Below are 26,892 nucleotides of genomic sequence, written 5' to 3' on the forward strand. Positions count from 1 at the left end.
AAAGCAATTTTATAAAAAATCACATGTTGGCGAGATATTTAAGTTTGGAATTTGAAATTTCCTTTTGGAATTTTATCCTTAAAATGGATATCCGATAGCAATATTAAGAATTAGATTTTCTTTTCTCCACGGTCCGCTTCCAAAATCGATATCATCAATTACCCATCTGTCGCCTTCCGGCAAATAGGGTTTCCTTAAAGGGAATGCTAAATCGGTTCTTAAAATAAGGAATGACAAATCAAAACGTAATCCGGCACCGGCTCCAACTGCAATTTCTTTCATGAAATCTTTAGAAATTTTGGCACCTGCCTTATTTGGATCTTCATTCATAAGCCAAATATTTCCGGCATCCACAAACAATGCTCCTCTTACAATGCTAAAAAGTTTTGCCCGATATTCTGTATTGAATTCTAGTTTTAAATCTCCCGATTGATCCGGTAAATAGGAGTTAACAGTTGGAACATTAAGATAACTTCCCGGTCCGAGTGTTCTAGCTCTAAAGGCACGAATACTATTGGTTCCTCCTACTACAAATTGTTTTGATGTTGGCAGCGAACTTGAATTTCCGTACGGAATTCCGACTCCCAAAATAATTCTGCTTGCTAATTCGCTTTCTTTACTCAATTTCAAATAATGCCTGAAATCCGCTTTCACTTTTACATATTGGCTAAACGGAACATCAAAAATAGTTTTTTGATTGCCTTCCTTAACGTTTGCTCCAGTTGCTAATCCGGTTATATTTCCAGCCAGATCAATTTCTCCATTAAAATAAAACGTATTTTTTCGACGCTTTTGCATCGTATTCGTATACGTATACTGATACGTTGGACCAAAAATTAATTGTTTTTCGATTACTTTTCCTAATGCAGGATCATCCTTAATATCTTGCAAATATTCTTCTGTAACATTATTTGGACTTACATAGGTTATGTCTACAATATTCAATTGATGTTCTTTACGGGCGTTCTCTTTCCATAAATAACCAAACGATGCATTAAACGAATTCAACGCATAAAGTTGTGTTCGATTCTGAAATTCGTATCGAAGCGTTGCTTTTGTTCTTGGTACAAATTCGCTTGAACCTGCAATTTTAAACGGCGCAATAAATCTTGGCCAGGTCAAACTGGTTTCTGCTCCAAGCTTATAAATGTTTTTTCCGTTATTGGTTCCGGAAAGCTGAAAATCGGCTCCGCCAAAAACAGAAACGGTTAATAATTCGGCACCACGAAATAAATTTCGGTTGTTCCAGTTTACATTTATTTCTGTTCCGGTATAACTTGCGGAATTGGTTTTTCCTAAAACCTCAACACGAATAAACTTTTTAGGCAAAAGCGTTAAATAGTAATAAGAATCTAGCGTGTTTTTTAAACTGTCTGATGGTTTGAATTCATTTTTTACAAAGTTGAATGTTCCTAGATTTACAAATCGGTTTAAAGTAAGATTATGATCTTTTCGGTTATATAAATCTCCTTTTTTAAAATAAATTGTTCTGTCAAAAACTCTCGGATTAAACGTATTTGCGGTATCAATAATCGTAAAATCTTTGTATTGTACGATGTCTTCCTTATTATATTTAACGCTGTCTTTCGAAATCGAAAAATTAGGGTACACAATAATCTTATCTATTTTATAGGCGATTTTGGCTTTTTCAGGTGTTTCATCTTTTATTTTTAATCTGATATTTACCTCATAATCACCTTTTGAGCTGTCGACTTGTGCGAGAATATAATCCGGATTAAAGTAATAATATCCTTTTTCCTTCAGCCTTGCATCTATACGTTCGCGTTCTGCTTTTATAACATCCAGATCGTATGGATTTCCCGGTTTTAATAAACTTCTGCGGCTTGTTCTTGCAATTGCTTTTCCTAATGCCGATGAATCTTCCGGAAATTTTACATCTTTAATTTTATATTGCTTTTTGGGCTGAACGGTATATTCTGCCGTCGCTCTTTTATTTTTTGCGGTCGAATCTGCGCTTACACGAACTTTAAAATAACCGCGATTTTCTGTGAAATTTCGTAGCACGGATGCATTATAATCTAAATCGACTTTGCTGAAAAGTACTGGTTCTTCGCCCACTTTATTGCGCAACCAATATCTGATTCCTTTTTCTTTTTTTGGTTCTCCCGCAATATTATAAATCCATAATTTTGGTCTCAAGCCAAGAATTTGTTTGTTGGGTTTAGGACGCAACAAATCTTTTAATTCTTTCTCCAGTGCTTTTCGTTCCTTCTTTTTTATAATAGAATCCTTTATCGTTACAGAAGATCCTACGTATAATAAATCACCTTCAGGCAAATATTTAGTATTGCTGCATCCAAAAACAAAAAACAAGGATAGCACTATAAAGTATTTTATATATCTGTTTCCCATTATATTATGTTTTTTGCTCATTTCCAACAACTTGTTCTTCTTGATTTTCTTCTTTTTCTTTTGCTTCTCTTTCTTTGAGTTTCTTTTTTTCCTTACGCAATTTTTCTTCTTTTAGCATTTCTTTTTCTGCGGCACTGCGGTGAAAAAGTTCTCGGAATTTATTGTAACTCATTGTAATAATAAAGGCAACTCCGGTTTCTACCACCTGACCTTCGACCGCAACCTGATATTCGTTTTTACGATAGGCACGAACCATATATCGGCCGTCTTTTGTAAGTTGATAGTCTAATGCTACGTCGCCGGCAATATTGGTACTTTCTTCGTTGGCGCGTTCCTGCCCTTCTACACCAAAACTACTTCCTACCGTAACTTTTAATCTGTCGTCAAGCAATTTTTTAGAAACACCAACATTCAAATCGGTTCTGTTTTCTCTTGTTCCTGACGTATAATCATCGGTAGATTCTAAATCAAATTCTAATTCAACACCTTTTACTAATTCTCCTGCAAGGTCGTTAAGCTGCTGTGACAATATTTTGCTCACACTTTGTCTGGCCAATGATTCTGCACTTGTTCCGCCGCTTTCACTTGCAAACGGATTTTCACCAATAAATCGGTTCAATAATAAAAGAGCAAAAACCTGTTTGTTTAATTCCGCAGGATCTTGTCGCAATTGTTCCAGTTTTGCCTGCGAAGCCGATACGATATCTGATGAAACATCATAATTCCCGTCAGGAAGCACAATATCAAATGAGATTTCCGGTTTTAGCAATTCGCCTTTCATTTTCAAATGCGTTTGAAACGGAATTTTTTGTTTGTATGTATTTCGAATTGTAGGACTTACGGCTAATTGATTTCCTAATAAATCAATTGGAGCAGTTTCTACTTTATAAATCGCTGTTATGTTTAAAGTCGCCATTGTTGGTTCACCGTTCCAGATGATATAACTTCCTTTTTGAATATCAAATTTTCTACGGATCATATTGAAGTTCATTTCATAAGCTCCTTCTGAAAATTCGTATTTACCCGTTAAAGTTGTTTTTCCCGAAGGATCAATTCCACCTGTAAGTTGCGCTTCTCCTTTAAGATTCAGGTAATCTCCATTTCCTTTATCGATAACCAAAGTAAGTTCTGCCGCTTTATCAATCGTAATATCAACACTCACATCCATTCCTTTTAACTCAGATTGATTGAGTTTTTTCTGCATCTCGACAGTTTGTTTCAGGTACAAATTATCTTCATCAACAAATTCTACAATTCCTTCTCTGTCAGCTATTGAAGGATCTGATTGTGGCAAAACAACGGAGAATTTCGTTTCTTCGTTTATTTTGATATTTCCGCCAATAACCGGACTTTCAAGTGTTCCTTTTATGTTTAGTTTGGTGTCTAAAAATAAATCTCCGTAAAACAAATCGTTGTCTGCGGCTTTAGAATGTATGGCTCTAAAATCGTTGGCAACAACCGTTAATCCAAAATTATAATTTTTAAAATCAGGAGATTGTATCGTTCCGTCTACATATAATTCGTTGTCGTTTTCATCATTAAGTGTAAACTTATCAAACGTAATTACATCATTATTAAAGGTGATTTTTTCCTGATCTGTCTTAAAATAAGAGTTCAGTTGCGTAACTCTAAATCCTGTATTATTAAAATTTAATTCGCCCACTACTTTTGGTGCGCTTGCGTTTCCGGTAATTTTAAAATTTCCTGAAAGATCTCCGGTTCCTTCCGTAATATTTCCCATTGTAAAGCCCTGAATGCTTTTGATGCTCAACTTATTGATATCAACATTAAAATCTAAATTTCCGCCCTTAATTTGGTAGGTTCCATTTACGTTAACATCATTTCCTTCTCCGCTTAGCGTAACATTTGCTGCCAGAGAATTGTTCGATTTATTATCAACTTTTATGGCAATATCACCAACAGGTTCGCCTCTAAAAGCAAAATCATCTATTTTCAAATCTGATGTAAAAATGGGGCTTGTCATTACATTTTCAACCACGGCGTTTCCGTTGATCAAACCCTGCATTAACAATTTATCTTTTTTGACCATATTCATAATGGTCTCAATTTTAAAATTCACAAAATCAACTTGCAGCGGCGCATTATTCTGGGTTCCCTGCGACTGAATCTTTAATTGATTTCCGGCATTATCCAAATAAAATTTATTGATATAAAGTCGTTTATCGCCAAATTCAACTACATTTTCAGGATCAATACTCCATTTATCATAATTTAAAACGAAATTCTCCGCATCAATTTTTAAGATGTTTTTAGAATCTTCTGCTTTAAATACACCTGCAATATAATATTGCTGTTTTTGTTTGGAATCTTGAACTTCAAGCGCATAAGTCAGATTATTATTTTCGACTTTACCGGATAAACTCGTAAACGGAACTTTTATAGAACCGCTTTCGATTGTAGCAACAGAAACTAAATATTCTAATGCATTTCCTTTGGCTTCGATGTTAATTTTTCCATCTGCAATCGTATTATTTCCGTAAGTAATTCTCGGAATCGTTCCTTTAATTTCTAAAGAATCAGCAACATTATTGTATTTCCCTGTAATTTTAATTGGCTCAAAACCTGTCAGTTTCGGAATTAGTTTAAACAGAATCGGATCGTTATCAACGGTTAATGTAAAAGCTAATCTTTGCTCATCTGATTCTCCATTTACTTTCGGATTTTTTAAATCAATGTATTTTGACAATGATTTTTTTATTGCCGCTACTAATGTTGTCAATTTGTATTTTCCATCAACTTCGGCTTTTAAAAACTGAGATGATATTTTGATATTGTTTCTGGTATTGTCTGAAAAAGCAATTACACGAACCGAATCTAAAACAATTGGTTCTGCATCCTTCAAAATCTGAATATTCGAAAGAAATACTTTTCCGTTTAAAAAATCCGGATTACTATTCGCAACATCGGCATCGATATTTCCACGCAATTTCATTGGTCCCGCGTGCAAATTCAGCTTTTCTAAATCAGCAATATCAAGGTTTAATTTTAATTTTACGGACGGATATTTGTCTTTCGTATTTCCGCTGGCCACTAAATTGAAATTTAAATTCGGGTCTTTCATTCCGGATTTTACAGCAAATGATCCGTTTTCGATATTTCCTTTTAAAGTTAAATCTCTATATGTATATTTATTGAAGACTGCTTTCTGAACAATTCCGTCCAGATTTGCCTGTGCGGTTTTCGGGTCTAAACCTTTCCCTCTTACTTTCGCTTTTAGCGTAATTTTTCCGATGGAATCGTTTTTGATTAATTTTCCTAAATCGAAATCAAGCAAATAAACTGTTGCATCGTATTTTTCTCTTTTCTTAACGCGCTGGTCAAATAAAGCATCAACTTTTGCATTTCCAAAACTGCTGTTTAAAGCTAAATTGGTTTTGAAATTCTGAACAGAACCTTTAAATTTTCCAACTAAATTAAATTGAGAAGGCAATTGAATGTTTTTCGGAATTGTTCCGGCCGGCACAAAAGAATAAACATCTTTTGAAGTGCTTGAAAGTTTCCTGATATCTAAATCATAATATGCTTTTTTGGCATCGGGCAAACCGGTAATTTTCCCCGAAAGGGAAACTCTTGTAGTTCCTATTCCGCTCATTTCGAACAACGGAATATTCAGGTCTTTTATTTTTCCGTTTAGGCGCGTACTCAAATACAAAATCGCATTTTGATTTCCTTTAAACGGATTTGTTTTTTGTAAATCCGGCGCAAAAAGCAAGATGTCTTTAAAACCAACTTTTGAATCTTTTAAATTGGCATCTATACCAAGATTAGCGATGTCTTTTTTCAAAGCAGCAAGAGATGCATATTTTAACGTTATTTTATCCTGCAAAAGCGTTTGAGGCGTTCTTACATATAAATTTTCGAGAGATGCATTTTTTGGTCCGTAAAACAAATTAGTTTTTAAAGACTGAATCTCTAATCCGCGTTTTTCATTGGCGGCAAGCGATTTTATATTTCCCGAAATCGTATCGTTTCCGTAATATAATTTCTCTGCATTAAGATTGAATTTGCTTAAATCTAAATGACTGTAATCTATTCCTTTTTGAGTTGGAGCTGATTGCATATCGTCAAATTTGAAAGCTATGTTTTGAATACTAACATTGTTCAGTTTTACTTTCCATCCCGATTGTTTTATGGAAGTTGAATCTAAACTCGGCGCTTTTATTTGTTTGTCTTTTGCTCCTAAACGTAAGTTTCCTTTCAGGTTTTTTAATTGGAAAGAATCAAAATCTAAAAGCTGTTTATTGAGATCGATTTCATTTACTTCTAAATCTAAATTGCCCAGTTTTATTCCTGAATCTAATTTCGAATCTTTATTATCATACGAAATATCAATTTTTGACAAACTGATTTTATCTAATTTTAATTTGAAGTCTTTTCTTTTAGAAATGGTGTCGACGGTTTTAACAGAAACTTCTGCAATTTTTTCGACAGCATCCTGATCTAAAACCAATTTCAGTCCGTTTAAATTAATATTCGGAATATCGAAATCCATTTTATCCAGATCGAATTTGTTGAAGTTGGTGTCAAAATGTGTCAATTTTACTTTTACATCATTTTTCGCAAAATCATCTTTAAAATTAAAATCTATATTATCGAGATTTACATTTACAACTGATATTTTGAAAGGTTTACTATCCGGATCTTCAACTTTTGGTTCTTTTGATTCAAAAGCTTTTATGATATAATCGAAATTGAAAACGCCCTCTTTATTTCTATAAATATTTGCTTTTACGTTTTCAAGTGCAATTGAATTAATTTCGAGTTCGCTGCTTACAAGCTTAAACAAGTCAACATCAACGACTAAACGTTTACCGGCCAATAAAGTATCTTTTTTTTGATCTTCAAAATAAAAACCTTCAAGAACTACATCTTTTGGAAATTTTATTGAAATATGATCTAACGAAACTTTAGTTTTTATTTTATTCTGAAGATAGATAACCGCCTTATCTTTAGCATAATTCTGAATTGACGGAACCTGAATTAGAATAATTATAAGTAATAAAAGTGCGATGATAGAACCCACGCACCAAAGTAGTATACGTAGTGTTTTTTTAAGAAAATGAATGGGTTTCTTATTCATATGTCAGCAAAACACGTTAAATTAAAATTGCGTTATAAATGGCTGTAATTATACAGTCTACAAAATTCTAAAATTTAAGTTTTAACAATTTACATAATTACAAGCAATTATTCTAAAATTACACTGCCCAATAGTTAATTTCTTACTTTTGATTTGAGTCAGTTTTACGCTTATTTCACCTCAAATTCCTTGAATTTTTACGCAAAGTAATGCGCAGTTTTTATAAGCTGAAATGATGGAAAATTCACTAAGACAAAGAGTTATTAAGAAAATTTAAAACTTTATATGCGGTAATTTTTCTTTTAAAAGATTTATTTTTTGCTGAAGTTTTGCTAAGAATTTTTGATGCTGTTCTGATTCGGGATTAAAGCTTCGATGACGCAGGCTTTTTTGAATTTCTTCTACTTCCTGCATTGTTGAAACACTGTCTTGCGAAATATAATTTTCACTGAATCTTTGCCAGATATAATCGATTGCTACCTGATTGGGATGCAGCATATCTTCGGCATAAAAACGATAATCACGAAGTTCATCCATCATGATTTCATAGGAAGGAAAGTATTCAGATTTTAGATTGGATTGCAAAGCTGTAAATAAATGCGATTTGCTTAATTGATTTTCTGTAAAGCCATCTTTTAGGTGGCGAACTGGAGAAACAGTAAAAATGAAACTAATATTCGGATTTAGGGTCTGAATTAAATCTATGGTATTTTGAATGCTTTTCTGAATTACATCAACCGATAATAATTCTTTTGAGAATTGCTTTTGAGGTACTTTATGACAATTGGCAACGATATTGTTACTTTCGATATTTCTATAAATCCAGGAAGTTCCGTAAGTGATAATTATGTGTGTAGCTTCTTTTAGTTGCTTGTTTGTTACTTCAATACCTTTATTCAATGTTTCTAGTAGTTCCTGTCTGTCGGCATTGCTTAAATCTGAATGCGTTTCGAAAGAATGCCAGCGTTCGTTATAGAAAAAAACATCTTTCTCTGTAAATAATTCTTCCCGAACTGTTCTTTCAATTACTTTATCAATCGAAACCGGATTGAATAGTATTCCGAATGGATTTGTTTCATTCTGAAATTTAAAATAGTCGAACTTATCAGCCATATTTTCTGCAAAACAAGAACCAAATGACAATACTTTCGAATTATAATCGATTGGATTGTTTGTTTTAGAAATTGGAATTAGGGTTCTGAATTGCATGGCTTTTTTATTTAAACACGAATTTCACGAATTTTCATCAATAAAAAAACCAAATACTGAAGTATTTGGTTTTAAAATATAATTGTAATAATACTAATATGTATATTCTATTTCATACTCAATTGATCCACCACTCGATAGTGAAGTACTTTTGGTCGGATAGTTTTTGTCGTTATAAATGTGGTTATTTAAATAAGTAACAGGATTAGGAAATTCTGTTTCAGTTCGGCTAATCTTAATAACATTACTATTAGAAAATGCTGTTTCATTTAACAATAAATTAAAGCCTGTAATATTTTTAAGAGGATTATTTTTAGCATCATATTCATAAACTCTTGTTGATACTGAAGAGCCAGTCGTTTCTTGTCCTTTTACAAGATTTCCATCTTTATAAGTCAAAATACCTTGGGAATATTTACTTTCCGCTTTTGTGTCTTTGTTGATCGAATAGTTCACAAAGGAAATTAGCTCATTAGAATTATGAGTATAAACTATCTTTACGATATATTGTCCATCAGGATATTCTTTAGTAATACCTTCTTTAAAGATTCTCGTCTTCATTTTTCCATTTTCATAACTATATGAAATCTCATTATCTATAGCCTGTGTTCCCTCATTATTGGTCATAAAATGTTCTTGCTTTACAATAAAATCACCATCATATGTAAATTTTATTCTTGAACCACCTTCATCAATACTTACAATTTTATTTCCATCATAATTTAAAGTACTTACCCGATTGGAACCCAATTCTAAATAAGGATAAATATAAGTGATTGTTTTGGGCAAAATTGAGTTATCTTCTGAAGATGAAGAATTTTCGTCGTTAGAACATGAAGTTATAACCAGCATTAAAATGCTAAGAAGCAATAAAAAATTTTTCATATCTGTTGTATTTTATGATGCGACAAATATATGTTTAAATCAAAAAGGAAAAATAAAAATAATTAACATTTTTAATACATATTAGCAACTTCACAAACACAAACTATTCACTACTTTTGCATCTTCTATTTTTTATTATACTCTATATATGAAATTACTATATTCTTATATAATCAAACATAAAATGCTTTTGTTTTTTGCTTTGATTATGGCTGCAATCAATATCTGTTTCAGCTTATCAGACTCTATTATTACCGGTAAATTAATGCAGGATTGTGGTGTTGGATTACACAAATATGCAGGAAATGAAATTGGTTTTATTAAATCCTTATCATTCTGGCTCGGGCTTTCACTTGGCGCTGCAATGATTTCAAGAATTACCAAAAACTTTCAGGATTATTTCACTAATGTTGTGATTCAGCGAACTGGTGCGCAAATGTATACTGACGGAATTAAAAAATCGCTTGATTTGCCTTATGCCGAATTCGAAGATCAGCGAAGCGGCGAAACTTTGAGCAAACTGACCAAAGTTCGTTCTGATTCTGAAAAATTAATTACACTTTCGATTTCTTTAATTTTTCAAACCATTATCGGATTCATATTCGTAATTGTTTATGTTGCCCGAATCGATTATCGCATTTCGATTATCTTTTTAATTACAGCACCAATTATTGCTGTAATCAGTTCTTATTTGGGTAAAAAAATAAAAATTGTTTCGAGAAAAATTGTAAATCAAACCAATGCACTTGCCGGTTCTACAACCGAAAGTTTAAGAAATATTGAACTTGTAAAAAGTCTTGGATTAACGTATCAGGAAGAAAAACGTCTGAATTTAAATACCTTTAAAATTCTACAGCTTGAATTAGAAAAAATTCGTTTTATAAGAAGTTTGAGTTTTATTCAGGGAACAACCGTTCACTTTTTAAGAACCTGCGTTGTTTTTACTTTATATTATTTCTTGTTTGGACAAAAAATTATTGTTGGTGATTTACTAACGATGGTTTTCTTTACTTTTTTCATTTTTGGACCTTTACAGGAATTAGGGAATTTTATTATTGCTCTTAATGAAACGAAAGTTTCAATGGAGAATTTTAAAACCTTATTAAGCGCTCCAAAAGAATTTCGCCCAAAAACTCCAAAACATGTTGGAGCTATTCAGTCTTTATTATTTTCTAATGTGAGTTTCCAGCACAAAACGGCTAAATTTAAAGCGGTTGAAAATATTAATTTTGAAATTAAACAAGGCCAAACTGTTGCTTTTGTTGGTCCGTCTGGTTCAGGAAAAACAACTTTGGTAAAATTATTAGTTGGATTATATACGCCGGCTGAAGGCCAGGTGCTTTATAATGAAATCGATTCTACAGAAATTGATTTATTAGATTTAAGAAAACAATTAGGATTTGTAACACAAGATGCACAATTATTCTCGGGAACGATTCGGGAAAATTTATTGTTTGTAAAACCTAACGCAACTGATGAAGAGGTTTATGATGCTTTAAAAAGAGCTAGTTGTGAGAAGTTATTAAAACGCGCCGAAGACGGATTAAATACAACCATTGGTGAAGGCGGAATTAAAGTTTCCGGCGGAGAAAAACAACGTTTATCAATCGCTCGTGCTATTTTAAGAAATCCAAATCTATTGATTTTTGATGAGGCAACTTCTGCTTTGGATTCTATTACCGAAGAAGAAATTAATGCAACGATTAGAAATATATCTGACAAGAACAGAATCACGGTTTTAATTGCACATAGATTATCTACCGTTATGCATGCTGATAAAATATTTGTTCTAGAACAAGGGAAAATTATTGAGCAAGGAAAACACGAAGAGTTAATAGTTGAAAAAGGTTTGTATTACGCGATGTGGCGTCAACAAATTGGGGAGCGTAAGTAGGCCTGTTTTTAATCTCGCAAAGACGCAGAGTCGCAAAGTTTTTTTATGCTTTGCGACTCTGCTTTTTAAAGACTTTTTTAAGTTTAAAAAGCTAGAGATTACACACAATTCTTTTGATTCCAAATTTAATGATTGGTACATTAAAGTTTATTAGTAAACCTAATTTCATTTTTGTGATTTTAAGATAAGTCAAAACTTGTTTAGCATGAATGTCTGTAATTTGCTCAATTGATTTTATCTCTAAAATAACTTTATTCTCGATTATCAAATCTGATCTAAATCCGATATCTAGTTTAATTCCATCCCAAAGAACGGGCAATTGTTTCTGTCTTTCCACAAATAACCCTCTCTTAGTTAACTCATGAAATAATATTGCCTCATATACTGATTCCAATAATCCTGGTCCAAGCTTCACATGTATTTTATAACAAACATCAACTACAACAGCTGAAATTTCATTTTCTGTCATTTTGTTTTTTCTTTCAAAATTAAGGAAAAAACTTACATTTAAATTAATTTAATAAAAAAGTCGCAAAGCTTTAAAAAAACTTTGCGACTCTGCGTCTTTGCGAGATTAAAAACATTTGCTACTTCACAAACTCGATTGCGTGAGCCAAAGCCTCAGCAATTCCGCTGGCATTTTTACCTTTTCCAGAAGCGAAGAAAGGCTGCCCTCCTCCATTTCCTTCAATATATTTTCCTAATTCTTTAATAACTGCATTTGCATTTAAGCTTTTGCTTGCAACTAATTCTTTTGAGATATAACAATGAATATTTGGTAATCCATCTTCGACAGAAGCTAAAAACACAAATGAATCAGCTTTTGAGCTTCCTAAAGCAGAAGCCAAATCTTTAGTAGATGCCATGCTTAAATCTACTTGTTTTGCAAGGAAATTTACGCCGTTTACTTCTTGAAAATCTTTCTCTAATTCTGATTTTAAAGCACCCACTTTTTCTTTTAATAATTGCTCTATTTGTTTTTTCAACTTAGCATTATCATCTTGTAAAGAAGCTACTGATTTTAAAATATCCTGCGGATTTTTTAATGTTTCTTTTATTTCAGATAAAGTATTTTCCTGATTTTGGTAGAAATCTTTTACTGCAGCACCCGTAATCGCTTCAATACGACGAATTCCAGCCGCCACTGCACCTTCAGAAATAATTTTGAAATGCCAGATTTCTGCCGTGTTTTTTACATGAATTCCACCGCAAAGTTCCTTACTGTCACCAAATTCAATCATACGAACATTATCTCCGTATTTCTCTCCAAATAAAGCCATTGCACCTTTATCTAATGCCTCTTTAATCGGAATATTTCTGTGCTCTACTAATTGCAATTGTGCTTCAATTTGTGCATTTACACTAGCTTCAACCTGATGTAATTCTTCATCTGAAACTTTAGAAAAATGCGAAAAGTCAAAACGCAAATAGTTTGGATTTACCAATGAACCTTTTTGCTCTACATGAGTTCCAAGAAGGTTTCTCAAAGCCAAATGCATCAAGTGCGTAGCAGAGTGATTTTTAGAAGTTGAACTTCTTAAATCGGTATTTACTTTTGCTGTAAAACCAGCTTCAATATTTTCTGGCAATTGTTTTGCAAAATGCAAAATCAAATTGTTTTCTTTTTTAGTATCGATAATTTCGATCGTTTCGTTTGCTGAAACCAAAGTTCCTTTATCACCAACTTGTCCTCCACCTTCCGGATAAAACGGTGTATTGTCTAAAACGATTTGGTATAGAATTCCGTCTTTTTTAGAATCTACTTTACGAATTCTTGTAATCTTTACCTCATTTTCCACTTGATCGTATCCAACAAAAGTTTCCACATTTCCTGGAATCAAAACCGACCAATCTTCTGTAGAAACCTCTGATGCAGCGCGTGAACGATTTTTTTGTTCCTGCATTGAGGCATCAAATTCTGTTTCATTTAAAGACATTCCTTTTTCTTTCAAGATCAAAGCCGTCAAATCTTTCGGAAAACCAAAAGTATCATACAATTCAAATGCTTTTGCCCCAGAAACTTCTGAGCCACTAGTTTGTGCAATTACATTATCTAATAATTGTAATCCCTGATCAAGAGTTCTTAAAAAAGAAGCCTCTTCTTCACGAATTACATTCGTAACCAATTGTTGCTGTGATTTGATTTCCGGGAAAAATTCTCCCATTTGGTTTGCCAAAACTTCTACCAATTTATTGATAAAAGGTTCTTTTGTACCTAAAAATGTAAATCCGTAGCGAATAGCACGACGCAAAATTCTACGAATTACGTAACCTGCTCCAGTGTTTGATGGTAATTGTCCGTCTGCAATTGCAAAAGCAACCGCACGAACGTGATCTACAACAACACGAATTGCTATGTTCGTTTTATTTTGTTCTTCGCTGATGTTTTTAACTTCATCAGACGTATATTTTAAACCTGTAATTTGTTCCACTTTCTCGATAAGCGGAGTAAAAACGTCAGTATCATAATTTGATGTTTTTCCTTGCAATGCCATACACAAACGCTCAAATCCCATTCCGGTATCAACGTGTTGTGCAGGAAGTTTTTCTAAAGATCCGTCAGCTTTACGGTTGAATTCCATGAATACATTATTCCAGATTTCAACAACTTGCGGGTGATCATTATTTACCAGACTTTTTCCTGAAACTAAAGCTTTTTCAGATTCCGGACGTAAATCAACGTGAATTTCAGAACATGGTCCGCATGGTCCCTGGTCGCCCATTTCCCAGAAATTATCTTTTTTGTTTCCAAGGATAATTCGGTCTTCATCGATTAGTGTTTTCCAGATATCCCAAGCTTCCTGATCAAACGGAACGTTATCTTCTTTGCTTCCTTCAAAAACAGAAACATAAAGGTTTTCTTTTGGAATTTTATAAACTTCTGTCAAAAGCTGCCAAGCCCAATTGATCGCTTCTTTTTTGAAATAATCTCCAAAAGACCAGTTTCCAAGCATCTCAAACATCGTATGATGATATGTGTCAAAACCTACATCTTCAAGGTCATTATGTTTTCCTGAAACACGAAGACATTTTTGCGTATCGGCTATTCTTTTACTTTTTGGTGTTCCGTTTCCTAAAAAATATTCTTTAAACTGGGCCATTCCCGAGTTATTGAACATAAGAGTTGGATCGTCTTTAAGAACGATGGGAGCTGAAGGAACAATTAAATGTCCGTTGCTTTGAAAAAAGTCTAAAAATTGTTTACGTACGTCTTGTGATTTCATATTTTAATTAGAAAAATGTGTCAATTTGAAAATGTGATAATTTGAAAATGTGCCAGTTAGAAAATCTTATTAAAAAAAATATAATTAATCGCCTAATTGCCCCGTTATCTAATTATCTAATTGTTTTTATTCTTGGAAAAAAAGCTGTGAACATTTGAAACATTTATTAAATTTGTTCGACAAACTATTTTACAAGCTGCAAAAATAGGGTATTTTAAAATATGGCGAAAGTAAAATATTATTACGACTCAGAAAATCTGGCTTATACAAAAATAAAAACCAGAAAAAGAATCAAAATCGGTTACGCTTTACTGTTTTTGCTGGCTTCGGCACTGTTTGGATTTCTAGTTTTTATACTTTTAATTAATACGCCGTATTTTGAAACTCCAAAAGATCGTTTACTAACACGTGAAATGGAAAATCTAAAATTGCAATATTCAATTTTGAATAAAAAACTGGACGAAATTGATGATGTAACCGAAGCATTAGAAGACAGGGATAATAATATTTACAGAGTTTATTTTAATAAAGCCGAAATTCCGGATTCTATTCGAAAATCAGGTTTTAAAGATCTGGAAAGATATAAGGATTTAGAAGGTTATAACAATTCGCAATTAGTTTTAAATACTACAAAACGAATTGATAAGTTATCGAAACAATTGGCTATTCAATCGAAATCATTAGATGAAATTTTGAAATTGGCCAGTGCAAAAGGAAGTTTGTTATTAGCCATTCCTGCCATTCAGCCAGTTCGAAATGAAAATTTAAAACGTGTCGCGTCAGGCTTTGGATATAGAATTGATCCTTTCACGAAAGTGCGAAAAATGCACAACGGAATGGACTTTACTGCACCCTCAGGCTCTCCAGTGTACGCTACCGGTGATGGTGTTGTTGCAAGAGCAGACGCTGCGGCTTCCGGATTTGGAAATCATGTTGTCATCAGGCATGGTTTTGGATACGAGAGTTTGTACGCGCATTTAAGCAAATACAATTGCAGAGCGGGACAACATGTCAAACGCGGTGATGTTATTGGTTATGTGGGAAGCACAGGAAGATCTGAAGGGCCGCATTGCCATTATGAAGTGCATAAAGACGGAAAAGTCGTGAATCCTCTTAATTTTTATTACGGAAATATTTCGGCAGTCGAATATGTGGCAATTTCGCACTTGGCCAACCAGGAAAATCAGTCATTAGATTAATACTATAAAAAGTAGTAATTTTGAAATAAATAAGAAAAATAAAAATCATGCATATTGAGCTTTCTAAAGATAAACGATATTACAGCATTGGCGAAGTTGCCAGGGCATTTAATGTCAATGCATCTTTAATCCGATTTTGGGATAGCGAATTTGACATTTTGAAACCTAAAAAGAATGCTAAAGGTAACCGAATGTTTACGCCTGATGATATTACAAACCTTCAATTAATTTATCATTTAGTTAAAGAAAGAGGTTTTACGCTTGACGGAGCCAGAACACATTTGAAGGAAGGACAAAAGAAAACATTAGATAAATTCGAAATAATACGTAAATTAGAGACCATAAAAACACAATTAAACGAAATCAAAAACGAATTATAATATATTTATTAAATCATTAAAATAAACTTAAATCAAAACAGATATGAAAAAGTGGTTAATCCCTGTAGGAATTATTGTAGTATTAATTGCAATTATTGCTTTTTGGTCAATTGGAATTAAAAATACCGGTTTAAAATACAATCAGGCAGTTAATAAAGAATGGGGAAATGTGCAAACAGCTTACCAAAGAAGAAATGATCTTATTGGAAATTTAGTAAATACTGTAAAAGGTGCTGCAGATTTTGAAAAATCAACTTTAACAGCTGTAATCGAAGCTCGTGCAAAAGCTACAGCAGTCACAATTGACCCAAGCAATGTAACTCCGGAACAATTGGCTCAGTTTAACCAGGCTCAAAGCGGGGTATCTTCTTCTTTATCAAGATTATTGGTATCTGTAGAGCAATATCCAACATTAAAGGCTAATGAAAACTTCCTGAAATTACAAGATGAATTGGCAAGTACAGAAAATCAGATTTTAACAGCAAGAACTCGTTTTAATGAAACAGTTCAGGAATACAATGGTTATATTCTTTCTATACCAAACAAATGGTTCTTAGATTACAAAGAAAAACCATATTTTGAAGCTGTTACGGGCGCTGACAAACCAGTTGAAGTAAAATTCTAAATTTAGATTTTTAGATTATTTGACTTCTTAGAATCTAAGATCTAGTCTAGTAATCTAACATCTAATTATCTAATATCTAAAATAACTCCAATGTCACAAGTAGAAGATTTTTTATCCAAAGAAGAAGAATTAATCATTGTTGAAGCGATTCGCGTGGCCGAAAAAAATACTTCTGGCGAAATTAGAGTACATATAGAAAAAACAAGTTCTAAAGCTCCTCTTGAAAGGGCTTTAGAACTTTTTCATGAATTAAAAATGGATGAAACCCAATTACAAAATGGTGTTTTATTTTACTTTGCTGTCGAAGATAAAACCTTTGCCATTTGTGGCGATAAAGGAATAAATGATGCTGTGGCTGATGATTTTTGGGATTGTACCAAAGATGCAATGACAGAACAATTTAAATTAGGAAATTTTAAACAAGGCATTGTTGATGGCATTTTGAACGCCGGCGAACAATTGAAAAAATATTTCCCTTGGTCTGAAGAGGACACAAACGAATTATCTAACGAAATCTCAAAAGGATAAATAATGAAAATTTTCCCAAACAAAATCTCAAATTCCAAAGGAATTTTTCAGTTTACCTTTTTGTTATTAGCATTTTTTACCTGTAACGGTATCTTTGCACAATTTACAATTCCTGAAAAACCTAGTTTTCAAACTTCGGTTTATGATTATGCGAATGTTTTAAGCGCTGCTGAAAAAAGCCAATTAGAAGAAAAACTGGTTCGTTATTCAGATTCAACTACGACACAAATTGTAGTTATTACAATTGAAAGTTTAAAAGGTGAAGACGTAAGTCAGCTAGCTACAAAATGGGGACAAACCTGGGGAGTTGGAGGAACCAAGCAAGATGATAACGGTGTAATTATTTTATTAGCCAAAAACGAAAAGAAAATTGCCATCAATCCCGGTTACGGTGTTGAAGATCGATTAACTGCAGGTATTGGCGGAACAATAATTAGAAATATTATTATTCCCGAATTTAAAGCCGGAAGTTTTTACAACGGACTTGATAAAGGAACTGACGCTATAATTGATGTTTTTAAAGGAAAATTTAAAGGCGAACGCAAACAACAATTTAAAGGAAAAGATTTTCCGATATTGCCATTTATTGTTATAATTGTAATTGTTATAATTTTAATCTCCCGAAATAAAAGAGGAGGCGGAGGAAATTCAGGCAATAGTGGCGGTGGCCCTAGTCTAATGGATGTTATTCTTTTAAGTAGTCTTGGCAGAAGCAGCGGAGGCGGATTTGGAGGTTTTGGCGGCGGATCATCTGGAGGTGGTTTTGGCGGCGGAGGCGGTGGCTTCGGTGGAGGATTTGGCGGAGGCGGATTCTCTGGTGGGGGTTCTAGCGGAGGCTGGTAGGAAATCTTTTGTTTCAGGTTTTTCTTGTTTCAGGTTTCACGTTCATCCGTAAATAAATTTAGTTTAAAAATTTATAATTCATAATTTACAATTCATAATTCAAAAATAGATGTTATCACATAAAGCAAAATACGCCCTTAAGGCCTTACTTTATTTAGCAGAACAAGACGAAAATCACATTTCTAAAACTATAGAAATTGCTGATGGCGCCAATATACCTAAAAAGTTTTTAGAGCAAATTTTATTAGATCTAAAACGTGGTCGTTTTGTGAGCAGCAAGCAAGGAAAATTTGGCGGTTATTATCTGATAAAATCTAAAAACGATATTACTTTGGCAGAAATTCACCGTTTATTCGATGGTGCAATTGCACTTTTACCTTGTGCATCTTTAAACTTTTACGAACCTTGCTCCGATTGCAAAACCGAGTCTGAATGCAGTCTGCGTCACGGTTTACTTCTTATAAGAGACAAAACTCTTAATGCAATGGAAGGCATTACTATAGCCTCATTAGTGTCGAAATAAAAAAATATTTTCTAATTCCTAGTAAATCGATAGAATTTATATTATATATTTGCAAAAAATAATTAACAAACCATTTACAAAAATTGTAACCATGAAAGTACATTTCAGTCCACTAGGTGTATCAAAAAATCTTTTGCAAAAAAATAATCAATTCACAACTGTGAAAAACAATTCATTTATAATGTGTATGTGGTGGTAAAAAAAATTTTAATTTAAATTCTACTAATCACATATAATTACTATTAAAAATGAAAAATTCTATAAAAAATATATTTACACTATTATCTGTTTTAACTTTCTCTATCTCATTCGCCCAAAACATTGAAGGTGTTGTTACAACAAATGAAAATATCCCCTTAGAAGCAGCAAACGTTGTGATAAAAGGAACAACCTTAAGCACAAGTACTGATCCGAGCGGAAAATTTTCAATTGATTCTAAAGGAAAGCTTCCTATAACGCTTTTAGTGCAATATGTAGGCTATAAAACTACAGAAATAGAAATTACAGCTTTACCAACAAGCCCTTTGCTAATTACTATAAATGAAGAAAATGCACTTGTAGAAGTGGTTGTTTCTTCCAGACGTCGTATCGAAAAAGTTCAAGATGTGCCTATTGCGATTTCTGTTATTACAGGAAAGCAAGCAGAACAAACAGGTGCTTTTAACGTGAACAGAATCAAAGAATTAGTTCCTTCTGTTCAACTTTATTCATCAAACCCAAGAAATACAGGTATTAATATTCGAAGCTTAGGTTCGCCTTTCGGACTTACAAATGACGGGATCGATCCTGGAGTTGGTTTTTATGTTGATGGTGTTTATTATGCACGCCCGGCTGCAACAACGCTGGATTTTATCGATGTAGAACAAATCGAGGTATTACGCGGACCACAAGGATCTTTGTTTGGTAAAAACACTACATCAGGAGCTTTTAACATTACAACCCGTAAACCAAGTTTTAATTCTGGAGCAGATTTTGAAGTAAGTTACGGTAATTATTCTTTTTTGCAGGCAAAAGCTTCTGTTACTGGAGCTTTAGGTAAAAAAGTAGCTGGTAGATTATCTTTTTCCGGTACACAACGTGATGGTTTAATTGATAATGTTGCAACAGGAAGAGCAACTAATACATTAAACAATCAAGGAATTAGAGGTCAATTGCTTTGGACTCCGACAACAAACACTGACATTATATTTGCTGCAGATATTACAACCCAACGTCCTGACGGATATGCTCAGGTTGTTGCAGGCGTTGCTCCAACGCAAAGAGCAGCTTATCGCCAATTTGATGCTATCATTAAAGATTTAAATTATCAGCTACCAAGCCAGAATGCATTTGATCGTAAAATTGATCAAGACACTCCATGGCGTTCTAATCAGGATATGGGAGGTCTTTCTTTAAATATTGATACAAAAATTGGAGCCGGAACTCTTACTTCAACAACAGCCTGGCGTTTTTGGAACTGGGATCCATCAAATGACAGAGATTTTACAGGTTTACAAGTATTGGCAAAATCTCAAAACCCAACAAGACAAACTCAAATTACGCAAGAAGTGCGCTATGCAGGACAGTTAACTTCAAAAATTAGCGGTGTTGTTGGTGTATTTTTCATTGATCAAACATCACAAACAGATGGTACTGAAGAATCTGGAAATGCACAGTGGAGATTTGCTCAAAGTACAACAAGCAATTTATGGAAAACTCCAGGCCTTTTTGAAGGATACGGAATCAAGACTGATGCAAGAATCAGAGCCTCGAGCGCGGCAGTATTTGGTCAGATTGACTGGGCAATTACAGACTGGTTGCACGTTTTACCGGGTTTAAGATATAATTTCGATAAAAAAGATGCGCATTATGCACGTACAACATACGGAGGTTTACAAACTACCGATCCTGCATTATTGGCTTTAAAAAAACTAGTTTATTCCGATCAGGCTTTTGATTCAAGTACTGATAATACTGACTTTTCCGGAAACATAACAGTTACTTTTAAAGCAAATGATAAAATCAACGCTTATGGAACTTATGCAAAAAGTTACAAACCCGTTGGTGTAAACGTTGCAGGTCTTCCAACAGATTCTAAAGGTGCTCCGTTATTAGATCTTGCAGTTATTAAACCTGAAAAAGTAAATCATTTTGAGGTTGGAGTAAAAACTTCTCCTTTCAAAAATTCGATCTTCAATATTGCTGCTTTTAGAACAGACATTAAAGATTTTCAAACTAACGTTCAGGCTGCTGAATTGGGTGTAAACCGTGGCTATCTTGCCAATGCTGATAAAGTTCGTGTACAGGGTGTTGAATTAGATGCAAGTTTTGTTGTAAGTTCACATTTAACGATAAATGGTGCTGTAACTTATACAGATGCAATTTATGAAAAATTCACAAATGCACCACTTCCGCTAGAAGAAACAGGAGCACCGGTATCTTTTAAAGACGTTTCCGGATCTGAATTGCCTGGCGCTTCAAGATGGGCAGGATCTTTAGGAGGTGAACTTTCTGATGATGCGAAATTTTTTGGAAATAAAGGAAAGGTTTTCTTAGGAATTGATTCTTATGCCCGTTCTGAATTTTCATCTAGTCCTTCTGCTTCAAAATATTTAGTAGTAGATGGTTATGCTCTTTTCAACGCACGTTTAGGTTTCCGTGCCTCGCAAGGTTTATCTGTTCATTTTTGGGGACGTAACCTTTTAAACAAACATTACTATGAGCAATTATTGCCTGCAGGAGGAAACTCCGGTCAATATGCGGGTGTACTTGGAGATCAAAGAACATATGGAATTACTTTAAAATATTCATTATAATCCAATAGTTGATTCTAAATACATGGAACGAGGTAGCTTTTAAGCTTACCTCGTTTTTTTATTGGAACAAAATAACAAATTTGAAGTAAAACCAAATTTAAAATCAATAGTGTTTTCTATATATCCTTTCTCATTTGTATATATTCGCAGCCTGAATTATACAGATTAGATGAAAATTATTCAATTGCTATTTTTTTTAGGCTTTATAAGTCCTTTTTTATCAGCCCAGACAAAAACGGATCAGCAAACGCTAATCTGGATTCGGTACTATAATATTTTCCCTATAACCCAAAAATGGGCAATTCATTCTGAAATTGACAATCGTAGCTTTTTAAATCCCATTCACCAAAATTTATTTGTTGTAAGAGTTCAAGGCCGATACAGAGCCAACAAAATTATAGATCTGGGCGGTGGATTTGCCTACTTTAACGTTAATACGCAAGACCCTAATGCTGATCCTGATTATTCTATTCCCGAATATCGAATGCAACAAGATTTGACACTTATAAATGATATTGCGAAAATTACCTTTCACAACCGTTTTCAGCTTGAAGAACGTTTTATTCAAAAAGCCAGTAAGCTGGAATTATTAGATAAATATTCCTTTGCCTTTCGGTTTAGATACCGATTACAGTCGACATTTACTCTTTGGGAAAAAGAAAAACGAAGTTTAAAAGGAACTATTTCTGATGAAATTTTATTCAATTTCGGAAAGGACAATAAGAGAAATACTTTCGATCAAAACCGAATTTACGCCGCATTACGTTATCATTTCAATCCAAATCTAGGAGTAGAACTAGGTTACTTAAAAAGTTTTCAAAGACGTGCCAGCGGCATTGATTTTTACGACAGAGACATTATACGATTTACAGTGTATCACAGAATCGACAGGAAATTGTAAGCAAAAAAAAAGACGCACTGCTGTGCGTCTTTATAAATCTTTGCAACTTTGAGCCTTTGTCCCTTTGAACCTTAAAAAAAACCTACTCCTCTCTCTGCCTTCTCTTAGATCCTTTTTTTTCATTACCTCCAAAGTTTCCAACCTTATAGGCTAAAGAAAACATGATGTAACGTTTTAAAACTGTATTTTGTTCATCGCGAATCGATGTTGCTGATATAGTTCTCGTAGCACTTTGATTCTGATTTAAAACATCATAAACTTTTACTTTTGCGTAAAGCTTTTTATCAAAAAAACCATAAGACAAACTCGTATTCCACAAGTAAAAATCTTTTTTGAAATCATCTGAAATATTAGAATTATAGGTATATCCAAAATCATTTCCGAAGATTAAATTCGCCGGCCAGTAACTTGTAGTTTGCAAATTGATCCTGTGAATAACATTTGAACTTGCATCTCTGGTGTAATTCTCATATTGTGTTTCGTTATAAGAAAAACTATATGATGGTGAAATGATTAACAAATCTCCGTATTCGTAGGTCAAATTTACTTTTGGCGTAATGGCGGTAGATTTTGCATTATAAATTACGGCATTTGTAAATCCTTTATCAAAAGAATAGCTGCCGTTTATACCAAAACCATATCTCAAAACATGTGCATCTCGTTTAATAGATTGATTCCAGTTGGCACCAACAGAAGCAATATAAGTTCCTGAAATGTTTACATAAGTGGTAGTTCTTTTTCCGCTATCATCATAAATAGAAGTCGAAACAACATCATTATTATAATAATCTCCCTTTATGTACAAACTATATCCTGAACGTGTACGAAAATCAAAGTTCTTAAAATCAATACTAGCGGTATTTTTCTCGATTGGATTTAAATTCGGATTTCCGGTAACGGTATTCAAGGGGTTTGTCGCATCTATAATTGGCATTAATTGTGTTGCAGTTGGAAGCGCGTTTGAATAATCATATTTAAAAGTCAAATTTTTTGAACGGCTGAACTTATATCTAATTTGTGCATTTCCATAAGGCAAAGCATATCTTTTATCCAAATCAGTAGCTGTACCCTTGTACAACGCATAATTGTCAAAATCAATAATAGAAGTCCTCGAGTTCATATTAACGGTAAATTTGCTCTTTTGCCACGTTATACCCACTTTAGGAGTAATCGAATTTTGTTTTGAAGTCGTATAATTTGTTAAAGATTCATTTAGATCTGTATACGCTTGTGTTGCAGGATCAAAATTGAATGTTTTTTCGTCATTTATAGAACTAGCCCAATCTAAATCAGTTCCGAATCGCACTCTTAACGAATCTGTAATAGGCTCTGTATATTCAATATCTGCCGAATAAGTATCAGAACGGGAACTGTTTTTAGCATTTTGATTTCTAAAATCATCTTCTTTATCACCCTTAAAAAACAGCGTTTCTGAAAAATTCAATCCGTTCGAATCACTTCTTGTATTGTTATTTGTAAAAACAAAACTCAGGTTACGTGATTTTTTTTCAAAAACTTTATTGAAGTTTAAACTATTGGCGAAATTAGTATTTGTACTTTCATTATAAGATTCTGAAGTACTTTTGTTTAAGGCCTCTCCGTTTTCATCTTCAGAAAAACTCGAAGAAGCTGAATTACTGTTGGATCTCGACTGACTTACTTTTGGGGCGACTACCAATCGTGTTGTTGGATTAATTTTATATTCAAACTCAAAATTAGCTTTATTTCCTGTGTTTTCATTTCTCGTTTTAGAGTCTGATGAAGTTAGATTATTTCCTGTAGGCAAAAAGTCGGTTTGATTTGACTTGCTTTCGTTTTTATTAACCGAATTCGAAAAATTATAACTTCCCATCGCCTCAAAATCTTTAGACCAGTCATCAGAGTAATTCACACCAACCAAATTAGATTGGGTAATACCCTTGCCGCCTCCGGAGCTTTGGGAGTTTCCTTTGCTATTTCTTCCTCCGCCCATATTATCAAAAACCTCATCCATAGCGAATCCGGTCGAATTGATATTATTAGAAGATGCTAAAACACTTATTTTTTGTTTGTTTTTGAAAAAATTCAAAATCAGACTGCTTTCATAACGATCATCAGATCCAAATCCTCCTAATATTTTCCCGAAGAAACCTTTATTTTTCTTTTCATCAATGGTTAAATTGATCGTCGAATAATCTGATGTCGATTCTTGTTTCGCCAGTTCTTCTTTCTTCGTCTTAAAATCAGAAACCTGAATTTTCTTTATTATTTCAGCAGGCAGATTTTTCAGCGCTATTGCTCCATCTTTATCAAAGAAAGCTTTTCCGTTTACTAAAAACTGCGTTACTTCCCTTCCATTTACGGTAATTTTCCCCGCATTATCTATATCTACACCGGGCAATTGTTTCAACAGCGTTTCGACATTCGAATCCGGACGGACTTTATACGAGGCTGCGTTAAATTCTAAAGTATCTTTTTTGATTGTTATTGGTGGTGCTTCACTTTTGATAACGACATTATCTAAGGCATTTACACTTTCAAGTAAATACAATTTACCAAAATCCTTACTTTCCATAAGTCCTTTTTCTTCTTCAAAAAAAGGCTGATAACCCATGTAGTTTACTTTCAGAAAAACAGGTTTATCGTATTTTTTAGTATTGATACTAAAATAGCCGTTTTTATCTGTAGTGGCGTATTCAAGTACGGTAGAATCTTTTACAGTGGTAAAATAAACGGTAGCCATTTCGAGAGGCAATTGCGTGTTGATGTCAACTATAGTTCCCTTTAAAACAATATCATTCTGGGCATTCGCCGAATAACAAAAAAGGGAAAGAAGTACGAAAGATAAAAATTTGGTCATAAAATGGTTGGTTTGATTTGTTAGACTGCAAAAAAACAAAAAGGTTTAATTGTAGTTTTTACATTTATTCAAATAACATGCCATTTAGTGTGGTGAAATTATTCTAAATTAAAGCGTAGCCATAAAAAATCCCCGACTGGCGGGGATTTTCTTATTTTATTTCTCTCTGATATAAATATCAATTGGCACTCCTGAAAAATCCCAATTTTCTCTAATTTTATTTTCAAGATATCTCTTATATGGCTCTTTAACATATTGTGGCATGTTAGCAAAAAACACAAACTGAGGTGTTAATGTTGGCAACTGCATACAATATTTAATTTTTACATATTTACCTTTTGTCGCTGGCGGCGGATATGCTTCAATCACCTTCAACATAAATTCATTGAATTTAGAAGTCGGAATTCTTTGTTTTCTATTTTCAAAAACCTGAACTGTAGCTTCTAATGCTTTCAATAAACGTTGTTTCGTTAAAGCCGAAACGAACAAAATTGGCACATCTGTAAAAGGCATTAATTCTTCTCTAATTTTAGCTTCGTAATCACGAGTCGACATGGTGTCTTTTTCAACCAAATCCCATTTGTTCACTAAGATTACAACACCTTTACGGTTTTTCTCTGCCAGCCAAAAAATACTTTGATCCTGACCTTCAAATCCGCGGGTTGCATCAATAATCAAGATACAAATATCTGCATGCTCAATAGCACGAACAGAACGCATTACAGAGTAAAACTCTAAATCTTCTTTTACTTTAGCTTTACGACGGATTCCCGCAGTATCTACCAGGTTAAATTCAAATCCAAAACGGTCAAATTTTGTATCAATTGCGTCACGAGTTGTACCCGCAATATCCGTTACCATGAAACGTTCTTTACCAATTAATGCATTGATAAAACTAGATTTTCCGGCATTTGGACGTCCTACAACAGCAAAACGAGGCAAAACAACTTCTTCCTGAACTGGTTCTGGTTTTATTGGAAATGATTCAATTAAAGCATCTAATAAATCTCCTGTTCCACTTCCTGAAATACTGGCAAAAGTGAAATAATCACCTAAACCAAGGTTATAAAATTCCAATGCATCTTTCTCACGCATGGCGTTATCTACCTTATTTACAGCCAATAGAACTGGTTTTGTCACTTTACGCAACAAACGCGCAACAACATCATCCATTGGTGTAATACCTTCTTCAACATCAACCACAAAAATAATAACATCGGCTTCGTCGATAGCAAGCTCTACTTGCTTGCGAATTTCTCCCTCAAAAACGTCATCAGATCCGCGAACATATCCGCCGGTATCAATTACAGAAAACTCTTTTCCGTTCCACTCGCTTTTACCATAGTTTCTATCACGGGTAACCCCAGATACTGAATCTACAATAGCTTCTCTTCTTTGTATCAGCCTATTAAAAAGGGTTGATTTCCCTACATTAGGTCTTCCTACTATCGCAACAATGTTATTCATTTTTTTGAATTTTAGATTTTAGACTGCAGATTTTAGATTCTAGTTTCCTAAAATCACATTACTTACAATTCTAAAATACTGTGTTTTAATTTTTTGCAAAGGTAGT

Annotated in this window: 17 protein-coding genes; 9 read left to right on the plus strand and 8 right to left on the minus strand. The window is 33.5% G+C overall.

Features of this window, described 5'->3' with window-relative positions:
* Nucleotides 1–78: 78 nt before the first annotated feature.
* From tamL to EV143_RS19190, 4 genes are all read right to left on the minus strand, one after another.
* Nucleotides 79–2,394 carry a translocation and assembly module lipoprotein TamL gene (gene tamL / locus EV143_RS19175; RefSeq protein ID WP_133509544.1) on the minus strand — a complete coding sequence of 772 codons (2,316 nt, stop codon included), beginning with the start codon at nt 2,392–2,394 and terminating at the stop codon, nt 79–81.
* Nucleotides 2,378–7,474 (minus strand): translocation/assembly module TamB domain-containing protein, encoded by a 5,097-nt coding sequence (locus EV143_RS19180; RefSeq protein WP_133509545.1) that lies wholly within the window; start codon nt 7,472–7,474, stop codon nt 2,378–2,380. Before EV143_RS19180 ends, tamL begins: the two co-directional genes overlap by 17 nt.
* Nucleotides 7,475–7,747: 273 nt before the next feature.
* Entirely contained in the window at nt 7,748–8,683 is a 936-nt protein-coding gene (locus EV143_RS19185) for a GSCFA domain-containing protein (protein ID WP_133509546.1), read from the minus strand.
* A gap of 93 nt (nt 8,684–8,776) precedes the next feature.
* On the minus strand, nt 8,777–9,568 hold the full coding sequence (locus tag EV143_RS19190; protein ID WP_133509547.1) for a hypothetical protein: 792 nt from the start codon (nt 9,566–9,568) through the stop codon (nt 8,777–8,779).
* Nucleotides 9,569–9,716: 148 nt separating this feature from the next.
* Between EV143_RS19190 and EV143_RS19195 the strand changes: the two genes are divergently transcribed.
* On the plus strand, nt 9,717–11,462 hold the full coding sequence (locus EV143_RS19195) for an ABC transporter ATP-binding protein (protein ID WP_133509548.1): 1,746 nt from the start codon (nt 9,717–9,719) through the stop codon (nt 11,460–11,462).
* Nucleotides 11,463–11,553: 91 nt separating this feature from the next.
* On the opposite strand, the gene EV143_RS19200 is transcribed toward EV143_RS19195, so the two are convergent.
* A complete protein-coding gene (locus tag EV143_RS19200) occupies nt 11,554–11,931 on the minus strand; it encodes a GxxExxY protein (protein ID WP_133509549.1) in 378 nt (125 codons plus the stop codon).
* Nucleotides 11,932–12,049: 118 nt separating this feature from the next.
* The gene (gene alaS, locus EV143_RS19205; RefSeq protein WP_133509550.1) at nt 12,050–14,686 is read right to left on the minus strand and encodes an alanine--tRNA ligase; all 2,637 of its coding nucleotides are present in this window, start codon (nt 14,684–14,686) and stop codon (nt 12,050–12,052) included.
* A gap of 221 nt (nt 14,687–14,907) precedes the next feature.
* Between alaS and EV143_RS19210 the strand changes: the two genes are divergently transcribed.
* The 8 genes from EV143_RS19210 to EV143_RS19245 all read left to right on the plus strand — a co-directional run bounded on the left by EV143_RS19210 (nt 14,908) and on the right by EV143_RS19245 (nt 22,480).
* Entirely contained in the window at nt 14,908–15,885 is a 978-nt protein-coding gene (locus tag EV143_RS19210; protein WP_133509551.1) for a M23 family metallopeptidase, read from the plus strand.
* Nucleotides 15,886–15,932: 47 nt separating this feature from the next.
* Nucleotides 15,933–16,265, plus strand: coding sequence for a MerR family transcriptional regulator (locus EV143_RS19215; RefSeq protein ID WP_059115957.1), 333 nt, complete (start codon nt 15,933–15,935; stop codon nt 16,263–16,265).
* Nucleotides 16,266–16,308: 43 nt separating this feature from the next.
* Nucleotides 16,309–16,890 (plus strand): LemA family protein, encoded by a 582-nt coding sequence (locus tag EV143_RS19220; RefSeq protein WP_133509552.1) that lies wholly within the window; start codon nt 16,309–16,311, stop codon nt 16,888–16,890.
* Between the two features lie 90 nt (nt 16,891–16,980).
* The gene (locus EV143_RS19225; RefSeq protein WP_133509553.1) at nt 16,981–17,418 is read left to right on the plus strand and encodes a TPM domain-containing protein; all 438 of its coding nucleotides are present in this window, start codon (nt 16,981–16,983) and stop codon (nt 17,416–17,418) included.
* A gap of 3 nt (nt 17,419–17,421) precedes the next feature.
* Nucleotides 17,422–18,261 (plus strand): TPM domain-containing protein, encoded by an 840-nt coding sequence (locus EV143_RS19230; protein WP_133509554.1) that lies wholly within the window; start codon nt 17,422–17,424, stop codon nt 18,259–18,261.
* Nucleotides 18,262–18,370: 109 nt separating this feature from the next.
* Nucleotides 18,371–18,784, plus strand: coding sequence for an RrF2 family transcriptional regulator (locus EV143_RS19235; RefSeq protein WP_133509555.1), 414 nt, complete (start codon nt 18,371–18,373; stop codon nt 18,782–18,784).
* Nucleotides 18,785–19,032: 248 nt separating this feature from the next.
* Nucleotides 19,033–21,579: a TonB-dependent receptor gene (locus EV143_RS19240; RefSeq protein ID WP_133509556.1), complete on the plus strand. Its 2,547-nt coding sequence runs from the start codon at nt 19,033–19,035 to the stop codon at nt 21,577–21,579.
* A 169-nt stretch (nt 21,580–21,748) separates the two neighbouring features.
* The gene (locus EV143_RS19245; RefSeq protein ID WP_133509557.1) at nt 21,749–22,480 is read left to right on the plus strand and encodes a DUF2490 domain-containing protein; all 732 of its coding nucleotides are present in this window, start codon (nt 21,749–21,751) and stop codon (nt 22,478–22,480) included.
* Nucleotides 22,481–22,562: 82 nt separating this feature from the next.
* Here the strand turns inward: EV143_RS19245 and EV143_RS19250 are convergent, their stop codons facing one another.
* Together EV143_RS19250 and der are read right to left on the minus strand one after the other, a co-directional pair.
* Entirely contained in the window at nt 22,563–25,319 is a 2,757-nt protein-coding gene (locus tag EV143_RS19250; protein WP_133509558.1) for an outer membrane beta-barrel protein, read from the minus strand.
* Nucleotides 25,320–25,475: 156 nt separating this feature from the next.
* On the minus strand, nt 25,476–26,786 hold the full coding sequence (gene der / locus EV143_RS19255) for a ribosome biogenesis GTPase Der (protein ID WP_059115947.1): 1,311 nt from the start codon (nt 26,784–26,786) through the stop codon (nt 25,476–25,478).
* Nucleotides 26,787–26,892: the final 106 nt, after the last annotated feature.

The sequence above is a fragment of the Flavobacterium chryseum genome (assembly GCF_004362015.1).
Lineage (GTDB): Bacteria > Bacteroidota > Bacteroidia > Flavobacteriales > Flavobacteriaceae > Flavobacterium.